The sequence below is a fragment of the Microlunatus sagamiharensis genome, assembly GCF_900105785.1.
Taxonomy (GTDB): domain Bacteria; phylum Actinomycetota; class Actinomycetes; order Propionibacteriales; family Propionibacteriaceae; genus Microlunatus; species Microlunatus sagamiharensis.
The window spans coordinates 4119076-4143000 of sequence record NZ_LT629799.1 but is presented as its reverse complement, the minus strand read 5'-3'; the positions used below and the strand labels follow the sequence as shown (position 1 = coordinate 4143000).

At 74.4% G+C, this 23925-nt stretch carries 22 protein-coding genes; 15 read left to right on the top strand and 7 right to left on the bottom strand.

Going from position 1 to position 23925, the window contains the following annotated elements; genetic code table 11:
• The first annotated feature begins 214 nt into the window (after window positions 1-214).
• From BLU42_RS19195 to BLU42_RS19170, 6 genes are read left to right on the top strand one after another with little or no spacing between them, the layout of a single operon-like run.
• Window positions 215-1447 (top strand): glycosyltransferase, encoded by a 1233-nt coding sequence (locus BLU42_RS19195; RefSeq protein ID WP_231918317.1) that lies wholly within the window; start codon window positions 215-217, stop codon window positions 1445-1447.
• Complete coding sequence (locus tag BLU42_RS19190; protein ID WP_231918316.1) at window positions 1444-2007, top strand: HAD-IIIA family hydrolase; 564 nt, start codon at window positions 1444-1446, stop codon at window positions 2005-2007. Before BLU42_RS19195 ends, BLU42_RS19190 begins: the two co-directional genes overlap by 4 nt.
• On the top strand, window positions 2004-3086 hold the full coding sequence (locus BLU42_RS19185; protein ID WP_091078287.1) for a glycosyltransferase family 9 protein: 1083 nt from the start codon (window positions 2004-2006) through the stop codon (window positions 3084-3086). Before BLU42_RS19190 ends, BLU42_RS19185 begins: the two co-directional genes overlap by 4 nt.
• Complete coding sequence (locus tag BLU42_RS19180) at window positions 3076-3732, top strand: D-sedoheptulose-7-phosphate isomerase (protein ID WP_091078285.1); 657 nt, start codon at window positions 3076-3078, stop codon at window positions 3730-3732. The genes BLU42_RS19185 and BLU42_RS19180 overlap by 11 nt, the downstream gene beginning before the upstream one ends.
• A complete protein-coding gene (rfaE2, locus tag BLU42_RS19175) occupies window positions 3729-5180 on the top strand; it encodes a D-glycero-beta-D-manno-heptose 1-phosphate adenylyltransferase (RefSeq protein ID WP_091078282.1) in 1452 nt (483 codons plus the stop codon). Before BLU42_RS19180 ends, rfaE2 begins: the two co-directional genes overlap by 4 nt.
• Window positions 5177-5941, top strand: a complete 765-nt coding sequence (locus tag BLU42_RS19170) for an SDR family oxidoreductase (RefSeq protein WP_091078278.1) — start codon at window positions 5177-5179, stop codon at window positions 5939-5941. Before rfaE2 ends, BLU42_RS19170 begins: the two co-directional genes overlap by 4 nt.
• A gap of 101 nt (window positions 5942-6042) precedes the next feature.
• On the opposite strand, the gene BLU42_RS19165 is transcribed toward BLU42_RS19170, so the two are convergent.
• From BLU42_RS19165 to BLU42_RS19155, 3 genes are all read right to left on the bottom strand, one after another.
• Window positions 6043-6828: an MBL fold metallo-hydrolase gene (locus BLU42_RS19165; protein WP_091078275.1), complete on the bottom strand. Its 786-nt coding sequence runs from the start codon at window positions 6826-6828 to the stop codon at window positions 6043-6045.
• A 69-nt stretch (window positions 6829-6897) separates the two neighbouring features.
• Window positions 6898-7851 carry a glycosyltransferase gene (locus BLU42_RS19160; protein ID WP_091078271.1) on the bottom strand — a complete coding sequence of 318 codons (954 nt, stop codon included), beginning with the start codon at window positions 7849-7851 and terminating at the stop codon, window positions 6898-6900.
• Between the two features lie 64 nt (window positions 7852-7915).
• Window positions 7916-8737, bottom strand: coding sequence for a sigma-70 family RNA polymerase sigma factor (locus BLU42_RS19155; protein WP_091078268.1), 822 nt, complete (start codon window positions 8735-8737; stop codon window positions 7916-7918).
• A 223-nt stretch (window positions 8738-8960) separates the two neighbouring features.
• On the opposite strand from BLU42_RS19155, the gene BLU42_RS19150 reads away from it, so the two are divergent.
• The gene (locus tag BLU42_RS19150; protein ID WP_231918315.1) at window positions 8961-10181 is read left to right on the top strand and encodes an MFS transporter; all 1221 of its coding nucleotides are present in this window, start codon (window positions 8961-8963) and stop codon (window positions 10179-10181) included.
• An 81-nt stretch (window positions 10182-10262) separates the two neighbouring features.
• Window positions 10263-11363, top strand: a complete 1101-nt coding sequence (locus BLU42_RS19145) for a CDP-glycerol glycerophosphotransferase family protein (RefSeq protein ID WP_091078261.1) — start codon at window positions 10263-10265, stop codon at window positions 11361-11363.
• On the opposite strand, the gene BLU42_RS19140 is transcribed toward BLU42_RS19145, so the two are convergent.
• Both BLU42_RS19140 and mgrA read right to left on the bottom strand, forming a co-directional pair.
• Window positions 11339-12349 carry an NAD(P)-dependent oxidoreductase gene (locus tag BLU42_RS19140; protein ID WP_231918314.1) on the bottom strand — a complete coding sequence of 337 codons (1011 nt, stop codon included), beginning with the start codon at window positions 12347-12349 and terminating at the stop codon, window positions 11339-11341. The two genes, BLU42_RS19145 and BLU42_RS19140, sit on opposite strands and share 25 nt — an antisense overlap.
• A 103-nt stretch (window positions 12350-12452) precedes the next feature.
• Window positions 12453-13523, bottom strand: coding sequence for an L-glyceraldehyde 3-phosphate reductase (gene mgrA / locus BLU42_RS19135; RefSeq protein ID WP_269458001.1), 1071 nt, complete (start codon window positions 13521-13523; stop codon window positions 12453-12455).
• A gap of 138 nt (window positions 13524-13661) precedes the next feature.
• Between mgrA and BLU42_RS19130 the strand changes: the two genes are divergently transcribed.
• The 6 genes from BLU42_RS19130 (at window position 13662) to acs (ending at window position 21633) form a co-directional block, all read left to right on the top strand.
• Window positions 13662-15002, top strand: coding sequence for an ABC transporter substrate-binding protein (locus BLU42_RS19130; protein ID WP_197680522.1), 1341 nt, complete (start codon window positions 13662-13664; stop codon window positions 15000-15002).
• 108 nt (window positions 15003-15110) lie between these two features.
• Window positions 15111-16148, top strand: a complete 1038-nt coding sequence (locus BLU42_RS19125; RefSeq protein WP_091078255.1) for a carbohydrate ABC transporter permease — start codon at window positions 15111-15113, stop codon at window positions 16146-16148.
• On the top strand, window positions 16145-17038 hold the full coding sequence (locus tag BLU42_RS19120; RefSeq protein ID WP_091078253.1) for a carbohydrate ABC transporter permease: 894 nt from the start codon (window positions 16145-16147) through the stop codon (window positions 17036-17038). Before BLU42_RS19125 ends, BLU42_RS19120 begins: the two co-directional genes overlap by 4 nt.
• Window positions 17035-18546, top strand: a complete 1512-nt coding sequence (locus BLU42_RS19115; RefSeq protein ID WP_091078250.1) for a GH1 family beta-glucosidase — start codon at window positions 17035-17037, stop codon at window positions 18544-18546. Before BLU42_RS19120 ends, BLU42_RS19115 begins: the two co-directional genes overlap by 4 nt.
• A gap of 25 nt (window positions 18547-18571) precedes the next feature.
• Window positions 18572-19579 carry a LacI family DNA-binding transcriptional regulator gene (locus BLU42_RS19110; protein WP_091078246.1) on the top strand — a complete coding sequence of 336 codons (1008 nt, stop codon included), beginning with the start codon at window positions 18572-18574 and terminating at the stop codon, window positions 19577-19579.
• An 80-nt stretch (window positions 19580-19659) separates the two neighbouring features.
• Window positions 19660-21633, top strand: a complete 1974-nt coding sequence (gene acs, locus BLU42_RS19105; RefSeq protein ID WP_091078243.1) for an acetate--CoA ligase — start codon at window positions 19660-19662, stop codon at window positions 21631-21633.
• Between the two features lie 150 nt (window positions 21634-21783).
• Here the strand turns inward: acs and BLU42_RS19100 are convergent, their stop codons facing one another.
• A complete protein-coding gene (locus BLU42_RS19100) occupies window positions 21784-22191 on the bottom strand; it encodes a VOC family protein (protein ID WP_091078239.1) in 408 nt (135 codons plus the stop codon).
• The gene (locus BLU42_RS21750; protein WP_407940229.1) at window positions 22188-22424 is read right to left on the bottom strand and encodes a helix-turn-helix domain-containing protein; all 237 of its coding nucleotides are present in this window, start codon (window positions 22422-22424) and stop codon (window positions 22188-22190) included. Before BLU42_RS21750 ends, BLU42_RS19100 begins: the two co-directional genes overlap by 4 nt.
• Before the next feature lie 71 nt (window positions 22425-22495).
• Between BLU42_RS21750 and BLU42_RS19090 the strand changes: the two genes are divergently transcribed.
• The gene (locus BLU42_RS19090; RefSeq protein WP_197680521.1) at window positions 22496-23875 is read left to right on the top strand and encodes an MFS transporter; all 1380 of its coding nucleotides are present in this window, start codon (window positions 22496-22498) and stop codon (window positions 23873-23875) included.
• The last annotated feature ends 50 nt before the right edge of the window (window positions 23876-23925 follow it).

Below are 23925 nucleotides of genomic sequence, written 5' to 3'. Positions count from 1 at the left end.
CGGCGCAGCGTCCGGACGGCGGCGTCAGGACCGCTGGCGCCGTTCTCTGATGAACTGGGCCCACGACCTCCCGAAGTCACCCTTGGTCGGCGGTGGGGGCGGCGCACGTCACAGGACCGTCACACGGCCTGCTGTTTCGGAGCGAGGAGCAGGGGTAGCACGAAGGGAAGGTCCACAGGTCGGTCGAGGGGAGATGGTGTTGCGGATCGCTCTGGTGTCCGAGCACGCCTCCCCGTTGGCGGCGATCGGCGCGGTCGACGCGGGCGGGCAGAACGTCCACGTCGCCGAGCTCGCCAGCGGCCTGACCCGGCTCGGCCACGAGGTGGTCGTCTACACCCGCCGCGACGACCCCGGGCTGCCCGCGACCGTCCGCACCGACGACGCGTACGACGTCGTCCACCTCGACGCCGGACCGGCGCAGGTGCTGCCCAAGGACGACCTCTGGCCGCTGATGCCGGCCTTCGCCACCGCCCTGCGCACCCACCTCGAGGTCCTCCGCCCCGACGTCGTGCACGCGCACTTCTGGATGTCGGGCTGGGCGGCCACGCGCGCCGCCCGCGGTCTCGGGATCGCCACCTTCGTCACCTTCCACGCCCTCGGCTCGGTCAAGCGCCGCCACCAGGGCGCGGCGGACACCAGTCCCGCGGACCGCCTGGACGTCGAGCTCACGGTGGCTCGCCGCGCGACCGGCGTCGTCGCGACCTGCCGCGACGAGGTCGCCGAGCTCGCGGCGATGGGGGTCGACCTGGACCGCGTCGACGTCGTGCCCTGCGGCGTGGACGTGCGTCACTTCACCACCGGCGCCGCCCCGCTGGACCACCCGCCGCGGCGCCAGCCGCACCGCATCGTCAGCGTCGGGCGCCTCGTCCCGCGCAAGGGCTACGCCACGATCGTCGAGGCCCTGGTCGACCTGCCGGGCGTCGAGCTCGTCATCGCCGGCGGCCACGCCACCGACGGCGTCGAGGTCGAGCGGCTCCGCCTCGAGGCGCTCGCCGCGGAGCTCGGGGTGGCCGACCGGGTGCAGTTCGCCGGGCAGGTCGGGCACTTCCTGATGCCCGCGCTGCTCTGCACCGCCGACGTCGTCGTCTGCTCCCCCTGGTACGAGCCCTTCGGCCTGGTGCCGCTGGAGGCCATGGCCTGCGGCGTGCCCGTCGTCGCCTCGGCCGTCGGCGGGATGCTCGACAGCGTGGCCGACGGCGAGACCGGCCTGCTGGTCCCGCCGCAGGACCCGGCGGCGCTGGCCGCGGCCCTGGGCGGCCTGCTGGCCGACCCGCAGCGCCGGGCCGCGTACGGGCGGGCGGGTGTCGTCAGGGCACGCTCGCTCTACTCGTGGGACGTGGTGGCCGCGGCGACGGCCGAGGTCTACGACCGGGCGGTCGCGGCGCTGGGGTCCGCACCCGCGGCCACGCTCGGAGCCGGGCGCCTGCCCGTGCTGGGACCGGCGTGAGGCCGCTCGCCGGACAGCTCCGAGGTGCGCAGGCGGTCCTCTTCGACCGTGACGGCACGCTCGTGCACGACGTGCCCTACAACCGCGACCCGGCCCTGGTCGCGCCCGTCGACGGCGCCCGCGAGGTGCTCGACGCGCTGCGGGCCCGCTATGTCCCGACCGGCGTGGTCAGCAACCAGTCCGGTCTCGCCCGCGGCCTGATCACCCCCGCCGAGCTCGACGCCGTGAACGCCCGGGTCGAGGAGCTGCTCGGGCCGTTCGGCACCTGGCAGGTCTGCCCCCACGGGCCCGAGGACGGGTGCGGCTGCCGCAAGCCGGCGCCCGGGATGGTCCTCGCCGCCGCCGCGGCCCTCGGCGTCGACCCGCGCGGCTGCGTCGTGATCGGCGACATCGGGGCCGACGTCGGTGCCGCGCTCGCCGCCGGGGCCCGCGCGGTCCTCGTCCCCACGCCCGTCACCCGGGCGGAGGAGGTCGAGCACGCCCGCGAGCACGCGATGGTCGCCCCCGACCTGCGCGCCGCCGTGGCCCTCGCCCTCGCGGTCCCCGAGGTCCACGCGTGAGAGCCCCAGCCCCGCACGGCCACGTGCTCGTCGCCCGCCTCGACAGCGTCGGCGACATCCTCCTGGCCGGACCGGCGGTGCGCGCCGTGGCCGCGTCGGCCGAGCGCGTCACCATGCTCGTGGGTCGCGGCCGGGGTGCGGTCGCGCGGCTGCTGCCGGGGGTCGACGACGTCATCGAGTACGCCGCCCCCTGGGTCGTGCCCGACCCCGGCGCCCTGGACGCGGCGGCGGTCGACACGCTCGTCCGCGAGGTCCGCGAGGCCGGCGTCGACGCCGGGCTGATCCTGACCTCCTTCCACCAGTCGCCGCTGCCGCTGGCCCTGCTGCTCCGTCTCGCCGGCGTGGGCTGGCTGGGCGCCATCAGCGAGGACTACCCGGGTTCGCTGCTCGACCTGCGCCACCAGATGCCCGTCGAGCCCGCCGACGTGCCGGAGAGCGAGCGGGCGCTGTCGCTGGCCCGCGCTGCCGGCTTCACCCTGGACGGGCCGGCCACCCTCGCCGTGCGCGGGCCGCTGCCCGACGTCGGATCGCTGGTGGGTGAGGGTGACTACCTCGTCTACCACCCGGGCGCCGACGCCCCGGCGCGCCGCCCGGGCGCGGAGCAGAGCCGCGCGACCGTCGCCGCGCTGGTCGAGGCCGGCCACCGCGTCGTCGTCACCGGGTCGCCGGCGGAGTCGACGCTGACCGGCTTCGTCGCGGGCGGGCTCGCCCTCGACCTGACCGGCGCCGTGGACCTCGCCGGGCTGGCGGCCGTGCTCGGGGGCGCCGAGGTCGTGGTCGCCCCGAACACCGGTCCCGCGCACCTCGCCGCCGCCGTCGGCACGCCCGTCGTGTCGCTCTTCGCCCCCGTCGTGCCGCCCGAGCGCTGGGCGCCGTACGGCGTGCCCGTCGTCCTGCTCGGCGACCAGTCGGCGCCCTGCCGCCTGACCCGTGCCCGCCACTGCCCGGTCGCCGGGCACCCCTGCCTCGACGCCGTCTCGCCCGCCTCCGTCGTCGCCGCCGTGGCGTCGCTCCGCCGCACCCCACCCGCCGGCACTCCCGCGCCGGCCCGTCCCCGCGAGGTCGACCATGTCTCTTGACACCACCACCCCGCTCGACACCGCCCCGGAGGAGGTCGTCGGCGACCTCTCCCCCGCCGGCAGCGTCGGGCTCGTCGCCGAGCACCTGGCCGCGCTGGCCGAGGCCGCCGGTCGTGCCGGCGCCTACGCCGGGACGGTCAGCGCCTGGGGCGCCGAGCTGGCGCGGCGCTACGAGGCCGGCGCGCACCTGATCGCCTGCGGCAACGGCGGCAGCGCCGCCGAGGCCCAGCACCTGACCGGCGAGCTCGTCGGCCGCTTCCGTCACGACCGGCGCCCGCTGCCGGCCGTCGCGCTCTGCGCCGACTCCGCCGCCCACACCGCGATCGCCAACGACTACGGCTTCGACGAGGTGTACGCCCGCCAGGTCACCGCCTGGGGCCGCCCCGGCGACGTCCTCGTGGCCTTCTCGACCAGCGGCACGAGCCCCAACGTCGTCGCCGCGGCCAAGGCCGCGCTCGAGGCCGGCGTCACGGTCTGGGCGCTGACCGGTCCCGGCCCGAACCCGCTCGCCTCGCTCGCCGACGACGCGGTGGCCGTCGACGCCCCCACGACCGCGACCGTGCAGGAGATCCACCTGAGCCTGGTGCACGCGCTGTGCGTCGCGCTCGACCACGGCCTGGGCGTCCAGCCCCCGACCGCGGCGTGAGCGCGCCGCAGGAGCGCCGCCCCCTGGTGGTGGTCGGCGACACCCTCCTCGACGTCGACCTGGAGGGCAGCTCCGAGCGGCTGGCGCCGGACGCCCCGGTGCCCGTGGTCGACGTCGCGCGCGAGTGGCAGCGCCCCGGCGGTGCCGGGCTCGCCGCGCTGCTGGCCGCCCGCTCGGGCCACGAGGTCGTGCTCGTCACCGCCGTCGGCGTCGACGAGTCGGCCGACCGCCTCCGGGCGATGCTGGCCGGGCTCGTCGAGGTCGTCGCCCTGCCGCTGACGGGGGGCACGAGCCGCAAGACCCGCGTGCTGGCCAACGGTGTGCCGGTGACCCGCCTCGACGTGGGCCGCGGCCGCGCGCTCGACGCCCCGGTGCCGCAGGCCGCGCTCGACGCCCTCGACCGGGCCGGCGCCGTGCTCGTGGCCGACTACGGCCGCGGGGTGACCGGGCTCGACGACCTGCGCGAGCACCTGGCCCTCCGCGCCCGCGACGTCCCCGTGGTGTGGGACCCGCACCCGCGCGGCTCCGCCCCGGTCCCGGGCTGCGCGCTCGTCACGCCCAACCTCAGCGAGGCCCGCGCCCTGGGCGGGGTCGACGGCACCGCCGACCAGGGGCGCGTGCTCGGCCGGCTCTGGCAGGCCGGGGCGATCGCCGTCACCCTCGGCGCGCAGGGCGCGCTGCTGGTGCAGGGCGACACCGAGACCCACGTGCCGCTCGACGAGCCCGGCTCCGAGGCCGAGCCGCGCGACGCCGCCGGGCGTACCCCGCACGCCGGCCGGCTGGACACCTGCGGAGCGGGCGACGCCTTCGCCACCGCCGCGGCCGTCGCCCTGCTCGAGGGCCAGGCGCCGTACGAGAGCGTCCGCACCGCGGTCGGGCGGGCCACGGCCTTCGTCCGCGCCGGGGCGGCGACCGCCGTCTCGACCGAGGTCCCTTACGCCACCTCGAGCGACCGGCCGGAGCCGGCCGACCCGTTCGCCACCGTCGAGCAGGTGCGGGCCGCCGGCGGCACGGTGGTCGCGACCGGCGGCTGCTTCGACCTGCTGCACCGCGGCCACGTCAGCCTGCTCACGGCCGCCCGGGCCCTCGGCGACGCGCTGGTCGTCTGCCTGAACTCCGACGCCTCCGTCGCCCGGGCCAAGGGCCCGGACCGCCCGCTGGTCTCCCAGGACGACCGCGCCCGCGTGCTGTCCGCGCTGGCCAGCGTCGACGGGGTCGTCGTCTTCGACGAGGACACCCCGGCCGAGGTGCTCGCCCGCCTGCGACCCGACGTCTGGGTCAAGGGCAGCGACTACACCGACCAGCCGATCCCCGAGGCCGCCGTCGTCGAGGCGGCGGGCGGACGGGTCGTGCTGCTCCCCGTCGTCGACGGCTACTCGACCACCCGCCTCGTCCACGCCTCGCGTGCGACGACCCCGCACGACCACCCCACGAAGGAGACCCCATGACGTCGACCACGACGCCCCCTCAGACCAGCACCGAGACGAGCACCGACACCTCGGCCACCGGCCGCACCGGCCTCGGCACCGTCCTGATCACGGGCGGGTCCTCGGGCCTCGGCGCCGCGACGGTCCAGGCCGTGCTCGCGGCCGGCGGCACCCCGCTCGTCCTCGACCTCGCCCGGCCGTCGGCCGACCTGCCCGAGGGGGCGTACGCCGAGGTCGACCTGTCCGACCCGCGCGCGGCCGAGCAGGCCGTCCGCGACGTCGTCGAGGCGAACGGCGGCCGCCTCGACGGCGTCCTCACCGCCGCGGGCATCGACTTCCCGGCGCCGCTCGACGGGATCGACGGCCCCTCCTGGGAGAAGATCGTCATGGTGAACCTCTTCGGCACCGCGGCCGTCGCCCGCGCCGCGCTGCCCTACCTCAAGGCCAGCCACGGCCGCATCGTCACCGTCGCCTCGACGCTGGGGATCAAGGCCGTGGGCGACGCGACCGCGTACTGCGCGTCGAAGTTCGGCGTGGTCGGCTTCACCCGCTCGCTGGCCGCAGAGACCGCCGGCCAGATCGGCGTCACGCTGCTGATCCCCGGCGGCATGCACACGCACTTCTTCGACGACCGCGACGCGCAGTACAAGCCGGGCGCCGACGCGGTCCTGAACCGCCCCGAGGACACCGCCGCGGCGGTCGTCTTCGCCCTGTCGCAGCCGGCCGGCTGCGAGGTGCGCGAGCTCGTCGTGGCCAGCTCGGTCGAGACCTCCTGGCCCTGATCGGCCACCCGCTGCACTTTCTAGCGCCAGTCGGGCCTGCCGGTCCTGACTGAGCGTGGGGCTGAGGGCCCACTGCCGCCTGGCGCTAGGAAGTGCAGTCCTCAGGCCACTCCCGCGGCCCGGGCGAGGTCGACGGCCACGACGCTGCCCTGCAGCCAGGGCTGGCCGTGGCCGGTGAGCACGGCGCCGACGTCGAGCTCGGCGACGGCGCCCAGGGAGTCGAGGGCGGTCGCCGCGTCGTTCGTGGCCCCGCGGGCGACGACGCGGGGACCGCGACGGCCCGTGTAGATGTCGAGCGTGACCAGCGCGTCGCCGGTCAGCACGGCCCCGTGGTCGGGCAGGTGCACGACGACCTCGCCGTCGGTGTGCCCCGGCGTGGGCACCAGCTCGGGCCGCCCCGGCAGGTCGAGCACCGTCCGGCCCTCGACCAGGTGGTCGGGCTCGAGCCCCGGCACCCGCAGCGCGCCGGCCGCGACCATGGACCCCAGCACGGGCAGCGCCCGCGGGTGGGTGAGCGGGTAGAGCGCCCGCGGCCGCTCGGGCCGGTAGCGGTAGGGGTGGCGCAGGATGTGCGCGTCCCCGGCGTGCGCCCAGACCTCCACCCCGCACGAGCGCTGCAGCCGGCTGGCGAAGCCGACGTGGTCGAAGTGGCCGTGCGTGATCACCAGGGCCTTCACGTCGGAGGCGCTCCGGCCGACGTCGGCGAGGCACTCGCGCACCAGCGCCCAGGTCGCGGGGAAGGCGGCGTCGACGAGCGTGACGCCGCTGCCGGCGGCGTCCTCGACGACGTAGCAGTTCGTGTGGCCGTGGGTGACGAGGTGGACGCCGGGAACCACGTCCCGGACGGTCCTCGTCGCGGCGTCGGGGTCGTTCGCGGTGCGCGGCACGCCAGCCCCCTACCCCGGGTGCGCGCCGCTCAACCCCTCGACCTCCCCGACCTCCTGACCTGCTGGGGCTCAGCGCGAGGCGACGTCGGCCAGCACCCGGTCCCAGTCGGCCAGGAAGCGGTCCAGCCCGTGCCGCTCCAGCGCGGCCTCGCGGGCGACGAGGCCCGCGGCCCGCGCCGCGTCGGGGTCGGCCAGGAGCCGGCGGGCGGCGGTGACGAGCTCGGCCGGGTCGGGTGAGATCGCCCCGGCGGCCGGCGGCACGGTCCGCGCCGCCACGGTCGTCTCGAGCACGACCACGGGCAGCCCGAGCAGCATCGACTCGATGAGCGACAGCCCGAGCGAGGTCCAGCGGTTCAGGTGCAGGTACGCCCGGCGCTGCACGAGCGCGTCCCGCAGCTGCGGCGGCTTGACGTTGCCGGCGTACGCCACCCCGGGCTGGTCGTCCAGCGCCGCGGGCAGCAGGTCGGCGTCGATGCCGAAGGCGTCGACCGGCGCGGGGGCGAAGCGGGTGAGGAGGTCGGTGCCGGTGACGCGCCAGCGGCGTACGGGCTCGTTGACCACGAAGGCCAGGTGCGGCAGCGAACCGTCGTAGCGCAGCCCCGGGTCGGCCAGGCCGTGCTCGACCACCGTCGTCGGGGCCGTGCCGCAGTCCCAGAGCAGGGCGTTGAGGTGGGTGACGTGGACGACGAGGAGGTCGCCGTCGGCGGCCGGGTGGCGGGTGTTCGGCACCGACTCCTTGGGCGTGTTGTGCTCCAGGAACAGCGCCGGGACGTCCCGCCCGGGCCGCAGCCCGGTCTGCTCCTCGACGGTCGCGGCGTCCTCGGGCCGCTGCAGCACCACCACGTCCGGCGGGTCGTCGCGCAGCACGTCCGCCTCGACCTCGCGCGCCCGCGGCGGGACGGCGTCCCCGAGCCGCGACAGGCCTCCGCGCCCGTCGACCGCGGGCAGGAACTCGTAGTCGTGCGCACCGGCGACGAACGCGTCCGTGTAGCCCCCGTGCACGTCCGACAGCAGGATCCTCACGAGCGGGGAGCGTACGGGTCCTCGCCCGGCCCCTGCGGCGGCGTCCGTCGGGGTGCCGCGAGAGTCACGCGGCGGCGCGGGCCCCGGTCTCGTCGAGGGAGCCGATGAGGCGGCGCAGCTTGGTCATGAGGCGGGCCAGCAGCCGCGACACCTGCATCTGGTTGGTCCCGAGCTCGGCGGCGATGTCGCTCTGCGAGCGCTCGTCGTAGAAGCGCATCCGCAGCAGCGCGTGCTCGGCCTCGGTGAGCTCGGACCAGACCGAGGCGACCAGGACGCGGGCCTCGCTGCGGTCGCCCTCGGGGTCGTCGGAGGAGCGGTCCTGGGCGAGGGCGTCCAGGGAGCTGCAGGTGTACGCCTGGCTCGCGCTGCGGGCCCGGCGCACCTCGTCGAGGGAGGCGCCGAGCGACGCGGCCAGCTGCCGCTCCGACGGCTCGCCCCCGACGTCCTGGGCGATCTCGGGCCAGCAGCGCCACATCTCGGCCGACAGCTCCTGGGTCGGGCGCGGCGGCCGGATGCTCCAGCCGTGGTCCCGGAAGTGGCGCTTGACCAGCCCGGTGACCGTGGGGAAGGCGAAGGCCGTGAACGGCCCCTGGTCGGGGTCGAAGCGGCCGCAGGCCTCGACGAGCCCGGCCCGGGCGATCTGGCGGAGGTCGTCGGACTCCTCGCCCCGGTCGCGGAAGCGGCGGGCGACCGCGTCGGCGAGCCAGAGGTGGGACGTCACGATCTCCTCGACGAGGACGCGGCGCGTCGCGGGGTCGGCGACCCGGGCCTGACGGAACAGCGCCAGGGTCTGCGCAGCGAGCTCGGCGCGACGGTCGGAGTCTGGTGCCCGCAGCACGAGCCCGGCGTCGGCCGGGGCGGCGGGGGTGAGAGTGACGAGAGGCATCAGCGCACTTCCGTTCGTGTCGAGACGGACGTGGCGCGCTGCTGGCCACGTCCCCAGACAAGCACGGGCGTCGGGTCCGGGTCCACCACCCCTAGGGGTGGGGAGGCCTATCTCAGGACAACCTCAGGAATGATGGCCAGACTCAGCATCTCGGGGCGGGACGCACCGGGCTCGGCGGCGGAACGGTCCCGTTCCTGTCGGTGGCGCAGGGCAGAGTGCTGCCGTGCCCGCGCCCACCGTCCCCTCCGGCTCCCCCGTCTCGAGCCGGTCCGACGCCACGAGCGTCGGGGTGCGGGCCACGTACGCGGCCTTCATCGCCACCGGCTTCGCCTTCGCCAGCTGGGCCTCCGAGATCCCGCAGGTGCGCGACCGTCTCGGGCTCTCCTCCGCCGAGCTCGGCCTGGTGCTGCTGGCCATCGCGGCCGGCTCGGTCATCTCGCTCCCCCTGGCCGGGCCGTTCGTGGCCCGGTTCGGATCGCGACGGACCGTCCAGGTCATGGCCCTCGTGGACGCCGTCGCCCTCGTCGTCATCGGGCTGGGCTACCTCGGCGGGGTGGCGCCGGTCGTCGTCGGCCTGTTCCTCTTCGGCTTCGGCCAGGGCGCGTGGGACGTGGCCATGAACGTCCAGGGCGCCGTCGTCGAGCGCCGGGTGGGCCGGGCGATCATGCCGCGGTTCCACGCCGGCTTCAGCGTCGGCACGGTCGCCGGCGCGCTCAGCGGTGCGGCGCTCGTCGCGCTCGGCGTGGGCGTGACCGCCCACCTGGTCGCCGTCGGTGTGGTCGTCGCGGCCGCCGTGCCGTTCCTGGTCCGCGGCTTCGTCCCCGACAGCGAGGAGGCGCACCCCGACGAGCCCGGGCCCGCGCGCCGCAGCGCCCTCGCCGCGTGGCGGGAGCCGCGCACGCTGCTGGTCGGCCTCTTCGTGCTCGCCTTCGCCTTCGCGGAGGGCACCGGCAACGACTGGACGAGCGTGGCGCTGATCGACGGCTACGGCACCTCACGGGTGGTCGGGATCCTCGGCTTCGCGACCTTCCTGGCCGCCATGACCGCCGGGCGCTGGTTCGGTCCCGACCTGCTCGACCGGTACGGACGCGTGGTCGTGTGCCGCGTCATGGCGGCGGCGAGCGTCGCCGGCCTGCTGCTGTTCGTCTTCGGCGGTCACCCGGCGCTCGCCTTCGCCGGTGCCGTGCTGTGGGGCGCGGGCCTGTCCCTCGGCTTCCCGGTCGGGATGAGCGCCGGGGCCGACGACCCCCGGTACGCGGCGTCCCGGGTGAGCGTCATCGCCTCGGTGGGCTACCTGGCCTTCCTCGGCGGACCGCCGCTGATCGGGTTCCTCGGGGAGCACGTGGGCGTGCTCCGCGCCCTCACCGCGGTGGCCGTGCTGCTGGCGATGGCGGTCGCCATCGCCGGGACGGTCAGGCCGCTGCCGGGCTCCGACGAGCGCTGAGCGGCGGGCCCGCGCCGCCGCCTCGGTGGAGGGTCCGGTCGCGCGCACCACACCCCTTGGGCGGTCCTGCACACTTCATCGGTGAGGATCCTCTACAACGCGTTCAACGGGCGCTACGCGGACAGCCCCCGCGCCCTCCACCAGGGTCTCCTCGCCCGTGGGGTCGAGGCCGAGCACGTCTGGCTGCAGGACGAACGCTTCGTCGGCGGCTTCCCGGCCGACGTCACCACGGTCCCCATCGGAAGCGCCGCAGCCGTCGCCGCGCTCGAGACCGCCGACGTGCTGATCAGCAACACCCACATCCAGCTCGACCGCTGGGAGAAGCCGGCGGGCGCGTTCTACCTCCAGACCTGGCACGGCACACCGCTGAAGCAGATCCACCGCGCCGCCGCGAGCATCCCGCCCGAGGAGATGATGCGGGAGCTCGACGAGGACATCGACCGCTGGGACGCGCTGGTCAGCCAGAGCCCGGCCGCCACCGTGCTGCTGCGCGAGGCCTTCGGCTACACCGGTCCCGTCATGGAGTCCGGCTACCCCCGCAACGACGTGCTCCGTGCGCCCGACGCGGCGCGGCGCCGCGGGGCCCTGCGCAAGGAGCTGGGCATCGCCGACGACGTCACCGCGGTGCTCTACGCCCCGACGTACCGCGACGACACCGTGGACGAGGCCGACGCCCCCGACGGCCTGGACCTGGAGCTGCTCGTCCGCCGGCTGGGTCCCGGGCACACGGTCCTGCTGCGCCAGCACTACTACCTCTACCGCCGCCCGGTCCGGACCGGCCTCGCCGGCCTCGTCGACGTCTCGGACAACCCCGACATCGCCGACCTGTACCTCGCCGCGGACGCGATGGTTACCGACTACTCCTCGGCCATGTTCGACTTCGCGGTCACGGGCAAGCCGCTGATGCTGCACCCGTACGACCTCGAGCACTACCGCGACCAGTTGCGCGGCTTCACCTTCGACCTCGACACCGAGGGTCCCGGCGAGCTCGTCCTCGACCCCGAGGTGCTGGCGCAGAAGCTGCTCGCGCTGCCGGCGACGTCGGCGGAGGACGCGGCCCGCTACGCCGCGTTCCGCCGCCGCTGGTGCGGCCTGGACGACGGCCACGCCACCGACCGCGTCCTCGACCAGCTCCTCGAGCGGATCCTGCCCGACGCTCAGCCGGCCGGACGGTTCCGGTAGCGCGCGACCAGCTCGGGCGCGGCCTGCTGCAGCCGTACGGGGGCCAGGCCCCCGGCCATCAGCTCGAGGTCGTCGACGACCATGTCGCCGATCTCGAGGAAGGCCGCCGGGATGCCGCCGGCCCGGTGCGCCGACAGCACGACGCCCTCCAGCGAACGGAATGGTGAGTCGGCAGCCATGGGCTCGGTCGGCCAGACGTCGCTCGCGGCGAGGAAGCGACCCGCGGCCAGCCGCTCGGCCAGCGCGTCGTAGTCGGTGACGGCGGCGCGGCTCACCAGGACCAGGCGGGCGCCCTCGGGCAGCAGGTCGAGCTCGCGGGCGCCGAGCAGGTGCTCGCTGTCGCCGGTGACCGTGGCCAGCACGAAGACGAAGCGGCTGCGGCTCAGGACCTCGTCCAGACCGGCCGGCGTCGCGTCGGCCTCGCGCAGCACGGCGTCGGGCAGCCACGGGTCGTAGACGCGCAGCGTCGGCGCGAAGGGGGCCAGCAGCGGCCGCAGCGCGCGGCCCAGGTTGCCGTAGCCGACGAGCCCGACGTCGGCGTGGCGCAGCAGCACGGCGTCGGCGTTGCCCTCGCCCAGGTAGCGCTCGCGCCCCTCGCGGAAGGCGCGGTCCTCGCGGCTGATCCCCCGGGCCAGGTCGAGCGCCAGGCCGAGCGCGTGCTCGGCGACGGCCTGGGCGTACGCGGGCCCGCACCCCAGGACGCGGATGCTGCGGGTGAAGGCGGTCGGGTAGTCGACGTTGGGGTAGAAGTTCCCCTCGACGTTGATCACGGCCCGCAGGCCGGGCGCCCGGTCCAGGCGCTCCGTCGGCAGGTCCGGCTGGCCGACGACCGCCCAGGCGTCGGGCAGCGCGGCGTCGAGCGCCGCGGCGTCCCCAGCCTCGGGCTCGACGACGGTGAAGCGCTCCCGGAGCCGGGCCAGGGTCTCGGGACGGAAGATCCGCTCGACGGGCTGCGGCTGCGGGACGAGGACGACGACGGGTTTCACGGGCTCATCCTCCCGGACCCTCACCGTCCTCCCGCCGAGCGGTAGGTTGCGGCGCCGATCTGCCCGTGCAGGGGGCGGCAACCTACCTCTCGGCGGTCAGGGATCAGGCGTGGAAGGCGTCGCCCGCCGACTCCGACTGCTCCGAGTCGCGGGCGTTGGCCCACAGGTCCACGCCCGACTCGACGGCGAGCTCGTCGATCCGCTTGAGCTCCTCGTCGCTGAACGCGAGGTTCTTCGTCGCCGCGACGTTGTCCTCGAGCTGCTGGACGCTGCTCGCGCCGATCAGCGTGCTGGTGACGCGGGAGTCGCGCAGCACCCACGCCAGCGCCATCTGCGCCAGCGTCTGCCCGCGCTCGCCGGCGATGTCGTTCAGGCCCTTGACGCGCTCGATGACCTCCGGCGTGATCGTCTCGGCCTCGAGCGACTTGCCCTGTGCCGCCCGCGAGTCGGCGGGGATGCCGTTCAGGTAGCGGTTGGTGAGCAGGCCCTGCGCCAGGGCGGTGAAGGCGATGCAGCCGGCGCCGACCTCGTCGAGCGCGTCGAGCAGGCCGCCCTCGATCCAGCGGTTGAACATCGAGTACGACGGCTGGTGGATGAGCATCGGGGTGCCGAGCTCGCGCAGGATCTTGGCGGCGGCGAGGGTGCGCTCCGGGGAGTAGGACGAGACGCCGACGTACAGCGCCTTGCCCGCACGGACGGCCGCGTCGAGCGCGCCCATCGTCTCCTCCAGCGGCGTGCCGGGGTCGGGACGGTGGTGGTAGAAGACGTCGACGTAGTCGAGGTTCAGCCGCTTCAGCGACTGGTCGAGGCTCGCGGTGAGGTACTTGCGCGAGCCGAGGTCGCCGTACGGGCCCGGCCACATGTCCCAGCCCGCCTTGGACGAGATGACGAGCTCGTCGCGGTAGGGCTTGAAGTCCTCGGTGAGGATGCGCCCGGCATTGGTCTCGGCCGAGCCGTACGGCGGGCCGTAGTTGTTCGCCAGGTCGAAGTGGTTGACGCCCAGGTCGAAGGCGCGGCGCATGATCGCGCGCTGGGTCTCGATCGGCTTGTCGTCGCCGAAGTTGTGCCAGAAGCCGAGGGAGACGGCGGGCAGGTGGAGCCCGCTCACGCCCGTACGGCGGTAGGGCTGGACGGAGTAGCGGTCCGCGGCGGCGCGGTAGGGCTCGGGAATCACGCGCCCCAGTCAACCAAAGACGGATCCCCGAGCTCTCTTGACACCTCCTCAGGAAGACCCCTACTGTCCTGGGAACGTTCCCATGGGAACGGTCCCAGAATCGGGCGCCGGCCCGGGAAGCCATGAAGGAGTGCAGAGATGTCGATGAGGACGAGGCACCACAGGCTGGCGGCGCTGGCCGCCGGAGTCACCACGCTCGCCCTGGCCCTGACGGGCTGCGGGGGCTCGGGCACCGAGGCCGGGGGCGGGTCCGGCTCGGCCGCGAGCGGCGAGAAGGTCGAGCTCACGGTCACCACCTTCGGGACCATGGGCTTCGACAAGCTCTACGCGCAGTACGAGGCCACGCACCCGGACGTCACCATCAAGCCGACGAACATCGACACAGGCGACAACGCCCTCGTCGACTGGAAGACCAAGCAGGCCGCCGGCAGCGGGCTCCCGGACGTGCAGGCCGTCGAGGAGGGCTGGCTCGGCCAGGTCATGAAGGTGTCGAGCTCGTTCACCGACCTGCGCGAGCAGGGCGCCGACGCCATCAAGGACCGCTGGGTCCCGTGGAAGCTGGCGCAGGGCACCGACCCCGAGGGCCGGGTGATCGGCTACGGGACCGACATCGGCCCCGAGGGCCTCTGCTACAACCGCTCGCTGTTCAAGGCGGCGGGCCTGCCGTCGGACCGGGAGGACGTGGCCGAGCTGTTCGGCGGCGACCAGGCCAGCTGGGCGAACTTCTTCGAGGTCGGCAAGCAGTACCACGACAAGACCGGCAAGGCGTTCTACGACCAGAGCGGCTTCGTCTGGAACGCCATGGTCAACCAGCAGCCGGTCGGCTACTACACCGCCGACGACAAGCTGAACATCGACGGCAACGCCGCGCTCCGCGGCCTGTGGGACCAGCTCGGCACGGCCGCGTCGCAGGGCCTGTCGGCCAACCAGACGCAGTGGGACTGGGGCAAGGGCAAGGCCTTCACCGACGGCAGCTTCGCGACCTTCGTCTGCCCCGGCTGGATGCTGGGCGTGGTCAAGGGCCAGGTGACCTCCGGCGGCGGCGACGCCAAGACCGGCTGGGACTTCGCCGACGTGTTCCCCGGCGGCGCGGCCAACTGGGGCGGCTCGTTCCTTACCGTGCCCAAGACCAGCAAGCACCCGGCCGAGGCGGCCGCGCTGGCCGACTGGCTGACCCAGCCCGCGCAGCAGGCCGCGGCCTTCCAGGCGGCGGGGACCTTCCCGAGCGGCGTCCAGGCGCAGACCGACCCCGGCGTGACCGGCACCAACGAGCTGTCGACCTTCTTCAACGACGCTCCCGTCGGCACCATCCTCGGCAAGCGTGCCCAGGGCGTCACCGCGCAGCACAAGGGCCCGCAGGACTCGGTGATCCAGTCGCAGGTCTTCGGACCGGCGGTCAAGGAGATCGACAAGGGCGTGCCCGCGGGTCAGGCCTGGGACAACGCGATCAAGACCCTCGGCCAGGTCGTCGAGAGCTGATCCGCCGTCCCTGAGGGGGTCCTCGGCCGCCGGTTCTCGCCGGCGGCCCGGGGACACCCCCTCCCCTCCCTTCCCGAACCCGCTCGCGCCCTGAGCCGAGGAGCACCCATGACCGCCACCACCGCGCTGCCACCGGGCCGCGCGTCCCGACCGGGCCGGCCCGTACGCCCCCGGCTCACGACCCGCCAGCGCCTCAGCCGCGCCGACGTCCGCTGGTCGCCCTACCTCTACGTCGCGCCCTTCTTCGTCCTCTTCGGGCTGGTCGGGCTCTTCCCGCTCGTCTACACGTTCGTCGTCTCGCTCAACGACTGGGACCTGCTCGGCGGGCCCGGCGACTGGATCGGCCTGGCCAACTTCCGCGCCGAGCTCGTCGACCCCCTCTTCTGGAACTCGATGCGCAACACCTTGAGCATCTTCGTGCTCTCCGCGGTGCCGCAGGTCGCGATCGCACTCGTCCTCGCGGCGCTGCTCGACCAGCAGCTGCGCGGCAGCACCTTCTGGCGGATGAGCGTGCTGCTGCCCTACGTCGTCACGCCCGTGGCCGTCGCGCTGATCTTCTCCAGCCTCTTCGGCGAGACGTACGGGCTGATCAACAACCTGCTCGGCGCGGTCGGCATCGACCCCGTGCAGTGGAAGCAGAGCCGCCTCGCCAGCCACCTCGCGATCGCGACCATGATCAACTGGCGCTGGACCGGCTACAACGCGCTGATCCTGCTCGCGGCGATGCAGGCCGTGCCGCGGGACCTGTACGAGTCGGCCGCCCTGGACGGCTCCGGCGCGACCCGCCGCTTCTTCTCGATCACCATCCCGAGCATCCGGCCGACGATCATCTTCGTGGTGATCACCGCGACCATCGGCGGGCTGCAGGTGTTCACCGAGCCCAAGCTCTTCGACGCCACCAGCGCCACACCGGGCGGCGCCTTCCGGCAGTACCAGACCACCGTGCTCTACCTGTGGGACCTCGCCTTCAACCGCGGGGACTTCGGCAAGGCCGCGGCGGTGGCCTGGCTGCTGTTCGTCGTGGTCGTCGCGATCGGCCTGCTGAACTTCGCGATCTCGCGCAAGATCGCCTCGGGGGACGCCCCCAGGAAGAAGCGCCCTTCGACAGGCTCAGGGAGCGTCACGGGCTCGGAGGTCGCCCGATGAGCGCCGCGAGCGCGCCCACGGCGATCGCGGTGCAGCCCGCCGAAGCGGTGGAGACCCGTCGGCGCGGACGGCTGGGCGGCTACCGCCCGGGCTTCCTCACCTACGGTCTGCTGCTGGCCTGGTTCCTCGGCACGGCGTACCCGCTGTGGTGGTCCTTCGTCGTCGGGTCAAACGGCTCCGAGACGCTCAGCTCGACCTATCCCCCGCTGCTGCCCGGCGGCCAGTTCTGGACCAACGCGGCCCAGGTCTTCGACACCGTCGAGTTCTGGCGGGCGATGGCCAACAGCCTGCTGGTGAGCGGCATCATCACCGTCTCGGTGCTGACCTTCTCCTCGCTGGCGGGCTTCGCCTTCGCCAAGCTGCGCTTCCGCGGCCAGGGCGGGCTGATGGTCTTCGTCGTGGCGACCCTCGCGGTGCCGACGCAGCTCGGCATCATCCCGCTGTTCCTGCTGATGCGGACGTTCGGCTGGACCGGGCACCTCGGTGCGGTCGTCGTGCCGACGCTGGTCACCGCGTTCGGCGTCTTCTTCATGCGCCAGTACCTGGTCAGCGTCGTCCCCGACGAGCTCGTCGAGGCGGCGCGCGTGGACGGGGCGTCGACGTTCGGCTGCTTCCTGCACGTGGGCCTGCCCGCGGCGCGGCCGGCGCTCGCGGTGCTCGGGCTGTTCACCTTCATGACCGCGTGGACCGACTACCTGTGGCCGCTGCTCGTCGTCCCGCAGAACCCGACCCTGCAGGTGGCGCTGAGCCAGCTGCAGTCGGCCCGCTACGTCGACTACCCGGTGGTGCTCACCGGCGCCGTGCTGGCCACGCTCCCCCTGCTGGTCCTCTTCGTCGTGGCCGGCAAGCAGCTCATCAGCGGGATCATGACCGGGGCGGTGAAGGGATGAGCGCCGTCCTGCTGCCCACCGACGCGGCGGTCGTCCCGGCCCCGGCGCTCCGGACGGTCGCCGCCACCGCCTGGCCCTCCGGCTTCCTCTGGGGAGCCGCGACCTCGGCCGGCCAGATCGAGGGCGCCGTGCACACCGACGGCCGCGAGGACTCGGTGTGGGACGCCTTCGCCCGCGTCCCGGGCAACGTCGCCGACGGCGACACCCCGGAGCGCGGCGTCGAGCACCTCGCCCGGATGCCCGCCGACATCGCGCTGCTCGGCGAGCTGGGGCTGAACGCGTACCGGTTCTCGGTCAGCTGGGCGCGGGTGCGCCCCGGCGACCGGTACCGCAACGACGCCGGCCTCGCCTTCTACGACCGCCTCGTCGACGAGCTGCTGGCCCGCGACGTGGTGCCGTTCCTGACGCTCTACCACTGGGACCTGCCCCAGGCCCTCGAGGAGCGGGGCGGCTGGACCGCCCGCGAGACCGCCGAGCGCTTCGTCCGCTACGTCGAGGACGTGCACTCGGTCCTCGGCGACCGCGTACGCCGCTGGACGACGTTCAACGAACCCTTCTGCTCGGCGTTCATCGGCCACGCCTCGGGCGAGCACGCGCCGGGCCGCCAGGACCCGGCGGCGGCGCTGGCCGCGCTGCACCACCAGCACCTCGCCCACGGGCTCGCGTCGCTGCGGCTGCGCGAGCTCAGGGCCGGGCAGCCGGACCTGCAGGTCGGGATCAGCCTCAACCTCACGACCGCGGTCCCCGCCGACCCGGACGACCCGGTCGACGTCGACGCGGCCCGCCGCGTCGACGCCCTCTGGAACCGCGCGTTCCTCGACCCCGTGCTGCACGGGCGCTACCCCGAGGACTTCCTGGCCGACGTGGCCGGGCTCGGGCTGGAGGAGGTGGTCCTCCCCGGCGACCTCGAGACGATCGCGCAGCCGCTCGACTTCCTCGGCGTGAACCACTACCACGACGACTGCGTCACCGGTCACCCGCAGAGCGGGCCCGGCGGGCTGCGGCCGACGGAGAAGCCGACGCGCTCGCCGTTCGTCGGGAGCGAGCACGTCGGCTCGGTGACGCGCGACCTGCCGTTGACCGAGATGGGCTGGGAGGTCAACCCGGCCGGGCTCACGCGCCTGCTGGTGCGGCTCGCCACCGAGCACCCCGGACTGGCCCTGCACGTGACCGAGAACGGGGCCGCGTACGCCGACGTCGTCACCGCCGACGGCCGGGTGCACGACGTGGAGCGCACGGCCTTCGTCGCGGCCCACGTGGCGGCCGTCGCCGACGCGGTCGCCCAGGGCGCCGACGTGCGCGGCTTCTTCGCGTGGTCGCTGCTCGACAACTTCGAGTGGGCCTGGGGCTACGCCAAGCGGTTCGGGATCGTGCACGTCGACCACGCCACCCAGGTGCGCACGGTCAAGGACAGCGGGCGGGGCTACGCCGCCCTCGTGTCCGCGGCCCGGAGCGCCGACCACCGTCACGCGGACGCGGGGCCGTCGGTCGGGGTAGCCCTAGCATGAGGGGTGTGAGAGCCACGGGGCGCAGATGATCGCCGCGTCCGACACCCCCACGCTCAAGATGGTCGCCGCGGCGGCCGGGGTCTCCAAGTCGACGGTCTCGCGGGTCATCAACGACTCGCCGAGCGTGACGCCCGAGGCGATCGCGGCGGTGTCCGCGGCCATCGAGCAGCTCGGCTACACGCCCAACCGGGCAGCCCGCACGCTGGTCAGCCGGCGTACGCAGACCCTCGCCCTGGTCATCCCGGAGAACACGGCGACCTTCTTCACCGACCCCTACTTCGCCTCGGTCATCCAGGGCGCGGCGACACGGGTCTCGGAGACCGACTTCACCCTCGCGCTGCTCATCGCGGCCGGGAGCGAGGACAAGGTCCGCCGCTACCTCCGCGCGGGCAGCGTCGACGGTGCCCTCGTGCTGTCCCACCACGAGGACGACCGCTCGTACTCCCACCTCGCGGGGCGGCTGCCACTGGTCTTCGGCGGGCGTCCGATGAGCCAGGAGGGCGAGCTGCCCTGCTACGTCGACGTGGACAACGTCGTCGCCGCCGCGCAGGTCACGCGGCGGCTCGTCGAGGCCGGCCGTCGCCGCATCGCCACCGTCGCGGGCCCGGCCGACATGGCCGCCGGCGTGGACCGGCTCGAGGGGTGGCGCCGGGCGCTCGCGGAGGCGGGGCTGGCCGACGACCTGGTCGAGCGCGCCGACTTCTCCCCCGCCAGCGGCGCGGAGGCCGCGCGCCGGCTGCTCGCGCGGGGCGAGCCCTTCGACGGGCTCTTCGCGGCGAGCGCCCAGCTGGCGTCCGGCGCGCTCGGCGTGCTGCGTGAGCACGGTCTCGAGGTCCCCCGCGACCTCGGCGTGGTCACCGTGGACGACGACTACTTCGCGCAGAACGCGACGCCGCCGCTCACCACGGTCCGCCAGCCGACCCTCGAGGTCGGGCGCCGGATGGCCGACGTGCTCATCGACCTGGTCGAGGGGCGCGAGGTCGAGCGGGTGACGATCATGCCCACCGTGGTCGTCGACCGCGGCTCGGCCTAGGACACCCGGCCACCGCGAACCCCGCCGCGGCGCCGGTCGTAGGGTGACCGCGACGGACGAGCGAGGCGAGGAGGCCTGAAGTGGCGGACGCGGCAGGGCAGGGCCAGGGGCTGGAGAGCCTGTCGGCCGAGGAGCGGCGCTTCCCGCCGCCCCCGGGGCTGGCGGAGCACGCCAACGTCACCGAGGCGACCTTCGAGGCTGCCGCCGCCGACGACGTCGCCTTCTGGGCCGAGCAGGCCCGGCGGCTGTCCTGGGAGACCGAGCCGACGCAGACGCTCGACTGGAGCGACGCCCCGTTCGCGCGCTGGTTCGCCGACGGGCGGCTCAACGCCGCGTACAACTGCCTCGACCGCCACGTCGAGGCCGGCCTGGGCGAGCGGGTCGCGTTCCACTTCGAGGGCGAGCCGGGTGACACCCGCACCATCACCTACGCCGAGCTGACCGCGCAGGTCTGCCAGGCCGCGAACGCCCTCGTCGAGCTGGGCGTGAAGGCCGGCGACCGGGTCGCCATCTACATGCCGATGATCCCCGAGGCCGCGGTGGCGATGCTCGCCTGCGCACGGATCGGCGCACCGCACACGGTCGTGTTCGGCGGCTTCTCCTCCGACGCGCTCGCGACGCGCATCCTCGACTGCGGCGTCGAGGTGGTGATCACCGCCGACGGCGGTTACCGCAAGGGCAAGGCGTCGGCGCTCAAGCCGGCCGTCGACGAGGCGCTGGAGCGCTGCCCCGAGGTGCGCAGCGTGCTGGTGGTGCGCCGCACCGAGCAGGAGACGGCCATGACCGAGGGCCGCGACGTGTGGTGGCACGACCTCGTGGACCGCCAGCCGACCGAGCACGCGTACGAGGCGTTCGAGGCCGAGCACCCGCTCTACATCATGTACACGAGCGGCAGCACCGGTCAGCCCAAGGGCATCTTCCACACCACCGGCGGCTACCTCACCGGCGTCGCGTACACGCACTGGGCGACCTTCGACCTCAAGCCCGAGACCGACGTCTTCTGGACCGCGGCCGACATCGGCTGGGTGACCGGGCACTCCTACCTCGTCTACGGCCCGCTGGCCAACGGCACGACGAGCGTCATGTACGAGGGGACGCCCGACACCCCGCACCAGGGGCGCTGGTGGGACGTCGTCGACAAGTACGGCGTGACGATCCTCTACTGCGCACCGACGGCCATCCGCACGTTCATGAAGTGGGGCGCCGAGATCCCGGCCAAGGCCGACCTGTCGAGCCTGCGGCTGCTGGGCTCGGTCGGCGAGCCGATCAACCCCGAGGCGTACGTCTGGTACCGCGAGCACATCGGCCACGACCGCACGCCGGTCGTCGACACGTGGTGGCAGACCGAGACGGGCATGCACATGATCTCGCCGATGCCGGGCGTCGCCGAGGGCAAGCCGGGCGCGGCCATGCGCGCGGTCCCCGGCGTGAGCGTCAAGGTCGTCAACGACGAGGGCCAGCCGGTCAGCGACGACGCGGCCGGGTACCTCGTGATCGACCGGCCGTGGCCGGCGATGCTGCGCGGGATCTGGGGCGACCAGCAGCGCTACGTCGACACCTACTGGTCCCGTTTCCCCGGCGTCTACTTCGCCGGCGACGGGGCCAAGCTCGACGCCGACGGCGACATCTGGCTGCTCGGCCGCGTGGACGACGTCATGAACGTCTCCGGCCACCGGATGTCGACCACCGAGATCGAGTCGTCCCTGGTCAGCCACCCCAAGGTCGCCGAGGCGGCGGTCGTCGGGGCGTCCGACGAGACGACGGGCCAGGCGATCGTCGCCTTCGTCATCCTGCGCAGCGAGGCCGGCGACGGCGGGCCGGACGTGGTCGACGAGCTGCGCCGCCACGTGGCCAAGGACATCGGCGCAATCGCCAGGCCGCGGCAGATCATGGTCGTCGACGAGCTGCCCAAGACCCGCTCGGGCAAGATCATGCGGCGCCTGCTCCGCGACGTGGCGGAGAACCGCGAGCTCGGCGACGTCACGACGCTCACCGACTCGACGGTCATGGACCTCATCAAGGGCAACCTGGCCACGACCTCCTCGGAGGACTAGGTCGTGTCTCTCCATTCCGACGGGTGCTGGCGCGGCTGAGAGACACGGCCTAGGTCGACGCTCCCGCCGGTTTTCTTACCGCAGTGCGCGGAGAAGGCCCTCCTGGAGGCCCTCGACCGCGATGCCGGTGAGAAAACCGGCGGGAGCCCGTCAGCGCGGCGGCTGGGAGACGCGGACGTGGTTGCCGAAGGGGTCGCGGAAGCCGAAGTCGCGGCCGTAGCCGCGGTCCACCGGTTCCTCCGGCAGGTCGACGCCCTTGGCCTTCAAGGAGTCCCACAGGCCCTGGACGTCGTCGGTCTGGAAGAACAGCGTGCCGGCGCTGGCGCCCTTGGCGACGAGCTCGCGCACCTGCCCGGCGGTCGTGTCGTCCATGGCCGGGGCACCCGGGCGCTCGAGCAGGATCTCGCGCGACTCGCCCGGGACCTTCACGGTCAGCCAGCGCATGAAGCCGAGGTCGAGGTCGTTCGCGACCTCGAGGCCGAGCGTGCCGACGTAGAAGTCGACGGCCTCGTCCTGGTCGAGGACGTAGAGGGAGGTGATGGCCAGCGAGGTGATCATGGCGGCGACGCTATCCAGCCGCTGCGCGGTCCGCATCTGGCGAAACTGCTCGGTCTGAGCCAGGCCATGGCGAAGCACGACGGCACCGGCGGCAGCGGACCCCGCCTGCGGCACGCGGTCGGGGTCTCGCCGACCACCCGCACGAACGTGCGCGTGAACGTCCCCAGGCTCGAGAAGCCGACCGCCCAGCACACCTCGGTCACCGGCATGGACGTGGTCCGGAGCAGGTGCATCGCGCGCTCGACCCGGCGCCGCTGGAGGTAGCGGTGCGGCGTCTCCCCGAACGTCGCGGGCGTTGGTCCGGATGAAGTGGCTCGGCGAGCAGCAGGCGATCCGGGCCAGCTCGGCGACGTCGAGCTCGCGCCCGTACGCGGCGTCCATCGCGTCCCGCGCCCGCAGCATCGCCCGGTTGCGCTCCTCGACCGCCCGGCTCACCGGAGGATTATCGCTGGCCGCGCCTCGCGCGGCAGGGCAGGCTGCACCGGTGACCCGAGCACCGCACGTCGTCCGGCACCTCGCGGTCGCGCAGGCCTTCTTCGTCGCGGCCTCCAGCGTGGACCTCACGCTGACCGGCATCGTCGGCGCCACGACGGCCCCCACGCCCGCCCTCGCCACGCTCCCCTTCAGCCTGCTGTTCATGGCCGCGGGCCTGACCACGTTCGTGGCGTCGCGCTGCATCGGGCGCTTCGGCCACCGGGCGACGTTCGTCGCCTCGGGGCTGGTGGCGGCGCTCGGCGGCACCGTCTCGGCGGTGGCCATCGCCCACGGCTCGTTCGCGCTCTTCTGCCTCGGCACCGCGGTCGTGGGGGCGTCGAACGCGACCGCCGGCTACTACCGCTACCTGGCCGCCGACGCGAACCCCGACGCCCGGGCCCGCGCGGTGAGCACGGTCCTCGCCGGCGGCCTCGTCGCGGCGCTCGTCGGCCCCTTCGCCGCGACCGGTGTGCGCGACGTGACCGCGACGCCGTACGTCGCCTCCTACCTCCTGGTCGCCGCCCTCGGCCTCGGCGCCGCGCTCTGGAACACCCGCCTCTGGCTCCCCGCGTCCTCGGCCACGACCGGGCCGGCCGCCGTGCCGACCCAGCCCCCACGCCCGTACGCCGTGCTCTGGCGCCAGCCGGTGCTGCTGCTCGGCGTCGCGTCCGCCGTGGCCGCGGCGCTGACGATGCTCGCGCTGATGACCGCCGGCCCGATCCTCGGGCTCTCGGCGGGCCGCACGCCCGGGCAGGCGGCGCTGGCCATCCAGCTGCACCTGGTCGGGATGTTCGCGCCCGGCTTCCTCGTGCCCCGCGTCATCGGGCGGCTCGGCGAGCGCCGCGTCGCCGCGCTGGGCTGCGCGGTCATCCTGCTCGCGGGCCTCGCCGCGGCCGGCGGGGCGGCGCTCCCGCTCTACCTCACCGCGATGTTCGCGGTCGGCGTGGGCTGGAACCTCGCCTACTCCGGCGGCAGCGCGATGATCGCCTCGTCCTACCGCCCCTCCGAGCGCGGCCGCGTGCAGCCGGTCGCCGAGGTGCTCGGCATCGCCGCGCAGGTCGGCGGCTCGTTCGCGGCCGCGGGCTTCACCACGGAGGCGAGCTGGCGGGCCCTCGGCTGGGCCACGGCCGTCGTCGCCGTGGTCGTCGGCGGGCTGCTGCTCCTCGCCCGCACCCGCCCGGCGGCACCCGCCGTCGTCGTCGACCCTTAGCCGCGGGCGCCCGGGACACGACTCGGGCGGGCGCGTCCGTGAGGGACCCG

Excerpts from the sequence above, each read along its gene's own strand:
- BLU42_RS19180 (WP_091078285.1), top strand. The coding sequence starts at position 3,076 with ATGTCTCTTGACACCACCACCCCGCTCGACACCGCCCCGGAGGAGGTC.
- BLU42_RS19130 (WP_197680522.1), top strand. The coding sequence starts at position 13,662 with ATGTCGATGAGGACGAGGCACCACAGGCTGGCGGCGCTGGCCGCCGGA.
- BLU42_RS19170 (WP_091078278.1), top strand. The coding sequence starts at position 5,177 with ATGACGTCGACCACGACGCCCCCTCAGACCAGCACCGAGACGAGCACC.
- BLU42_RS19155 (WP_091078268.1), bottom strand. The coding sequence starts at position 8,737 with ATGCCTCTCGTCACTCTCACCCCCGCCGCCCCGGCCGACGCCGGGCTC.
- BLU42_RS19100 (WP_091078239.1), bottom strand. The coding sequence starts at position 22,191 with ATGATCACCTCGCTGGCCATCACCTCCCTCTACGTCCTCGACCAGGAC.
- BLU42_RS19110 (WP_091078246.1), top strand. The coding sequence starts at position 18,572 with ATGATCGCCGCGTCCGACACCCCCACGCTCAAGATGGTCGCCGCGGCG.
- BLU42_RS19125 (WP_091078255.1), top strand. The coding sequence starts at position 15,111 with ATGACCGCCACCACCGCGCTGCCACCGGGCCGCGCGTCCCGACCGGGC.
- BLU42_RS19090 (WP_197680521.1), top strand. The coding sequence starts at position 22,496 with ATGAAGTGGCTCGGCGAGCAGCAGGCGATCCGGGCCAGCTCGGCGACG.
- BLU42_RS19115 (WP_091078250.1), top strand. The coding sequence starts at position 17,035 with ATGAGCGCCGTCCTGCTGCCCACCGACGCGGCGGTCGTCCCGGCCCCG.
- BLU42_RS21750 (WP_407940229.1), bottom strand. The coding sequence starts at position 22,424 with ATGCACCTGCTCCGGACCACGTCCATGCCGGTGACCGAGGTGTGCTGG.
- BLU42_RS19120 (WP_091078253.1), top strand. The coding sequence starts at position 16,145 with ATGAGCGCCGCGAGCGCGCCCACGGCGATCGCGGTGCAGCCCGCCGAA.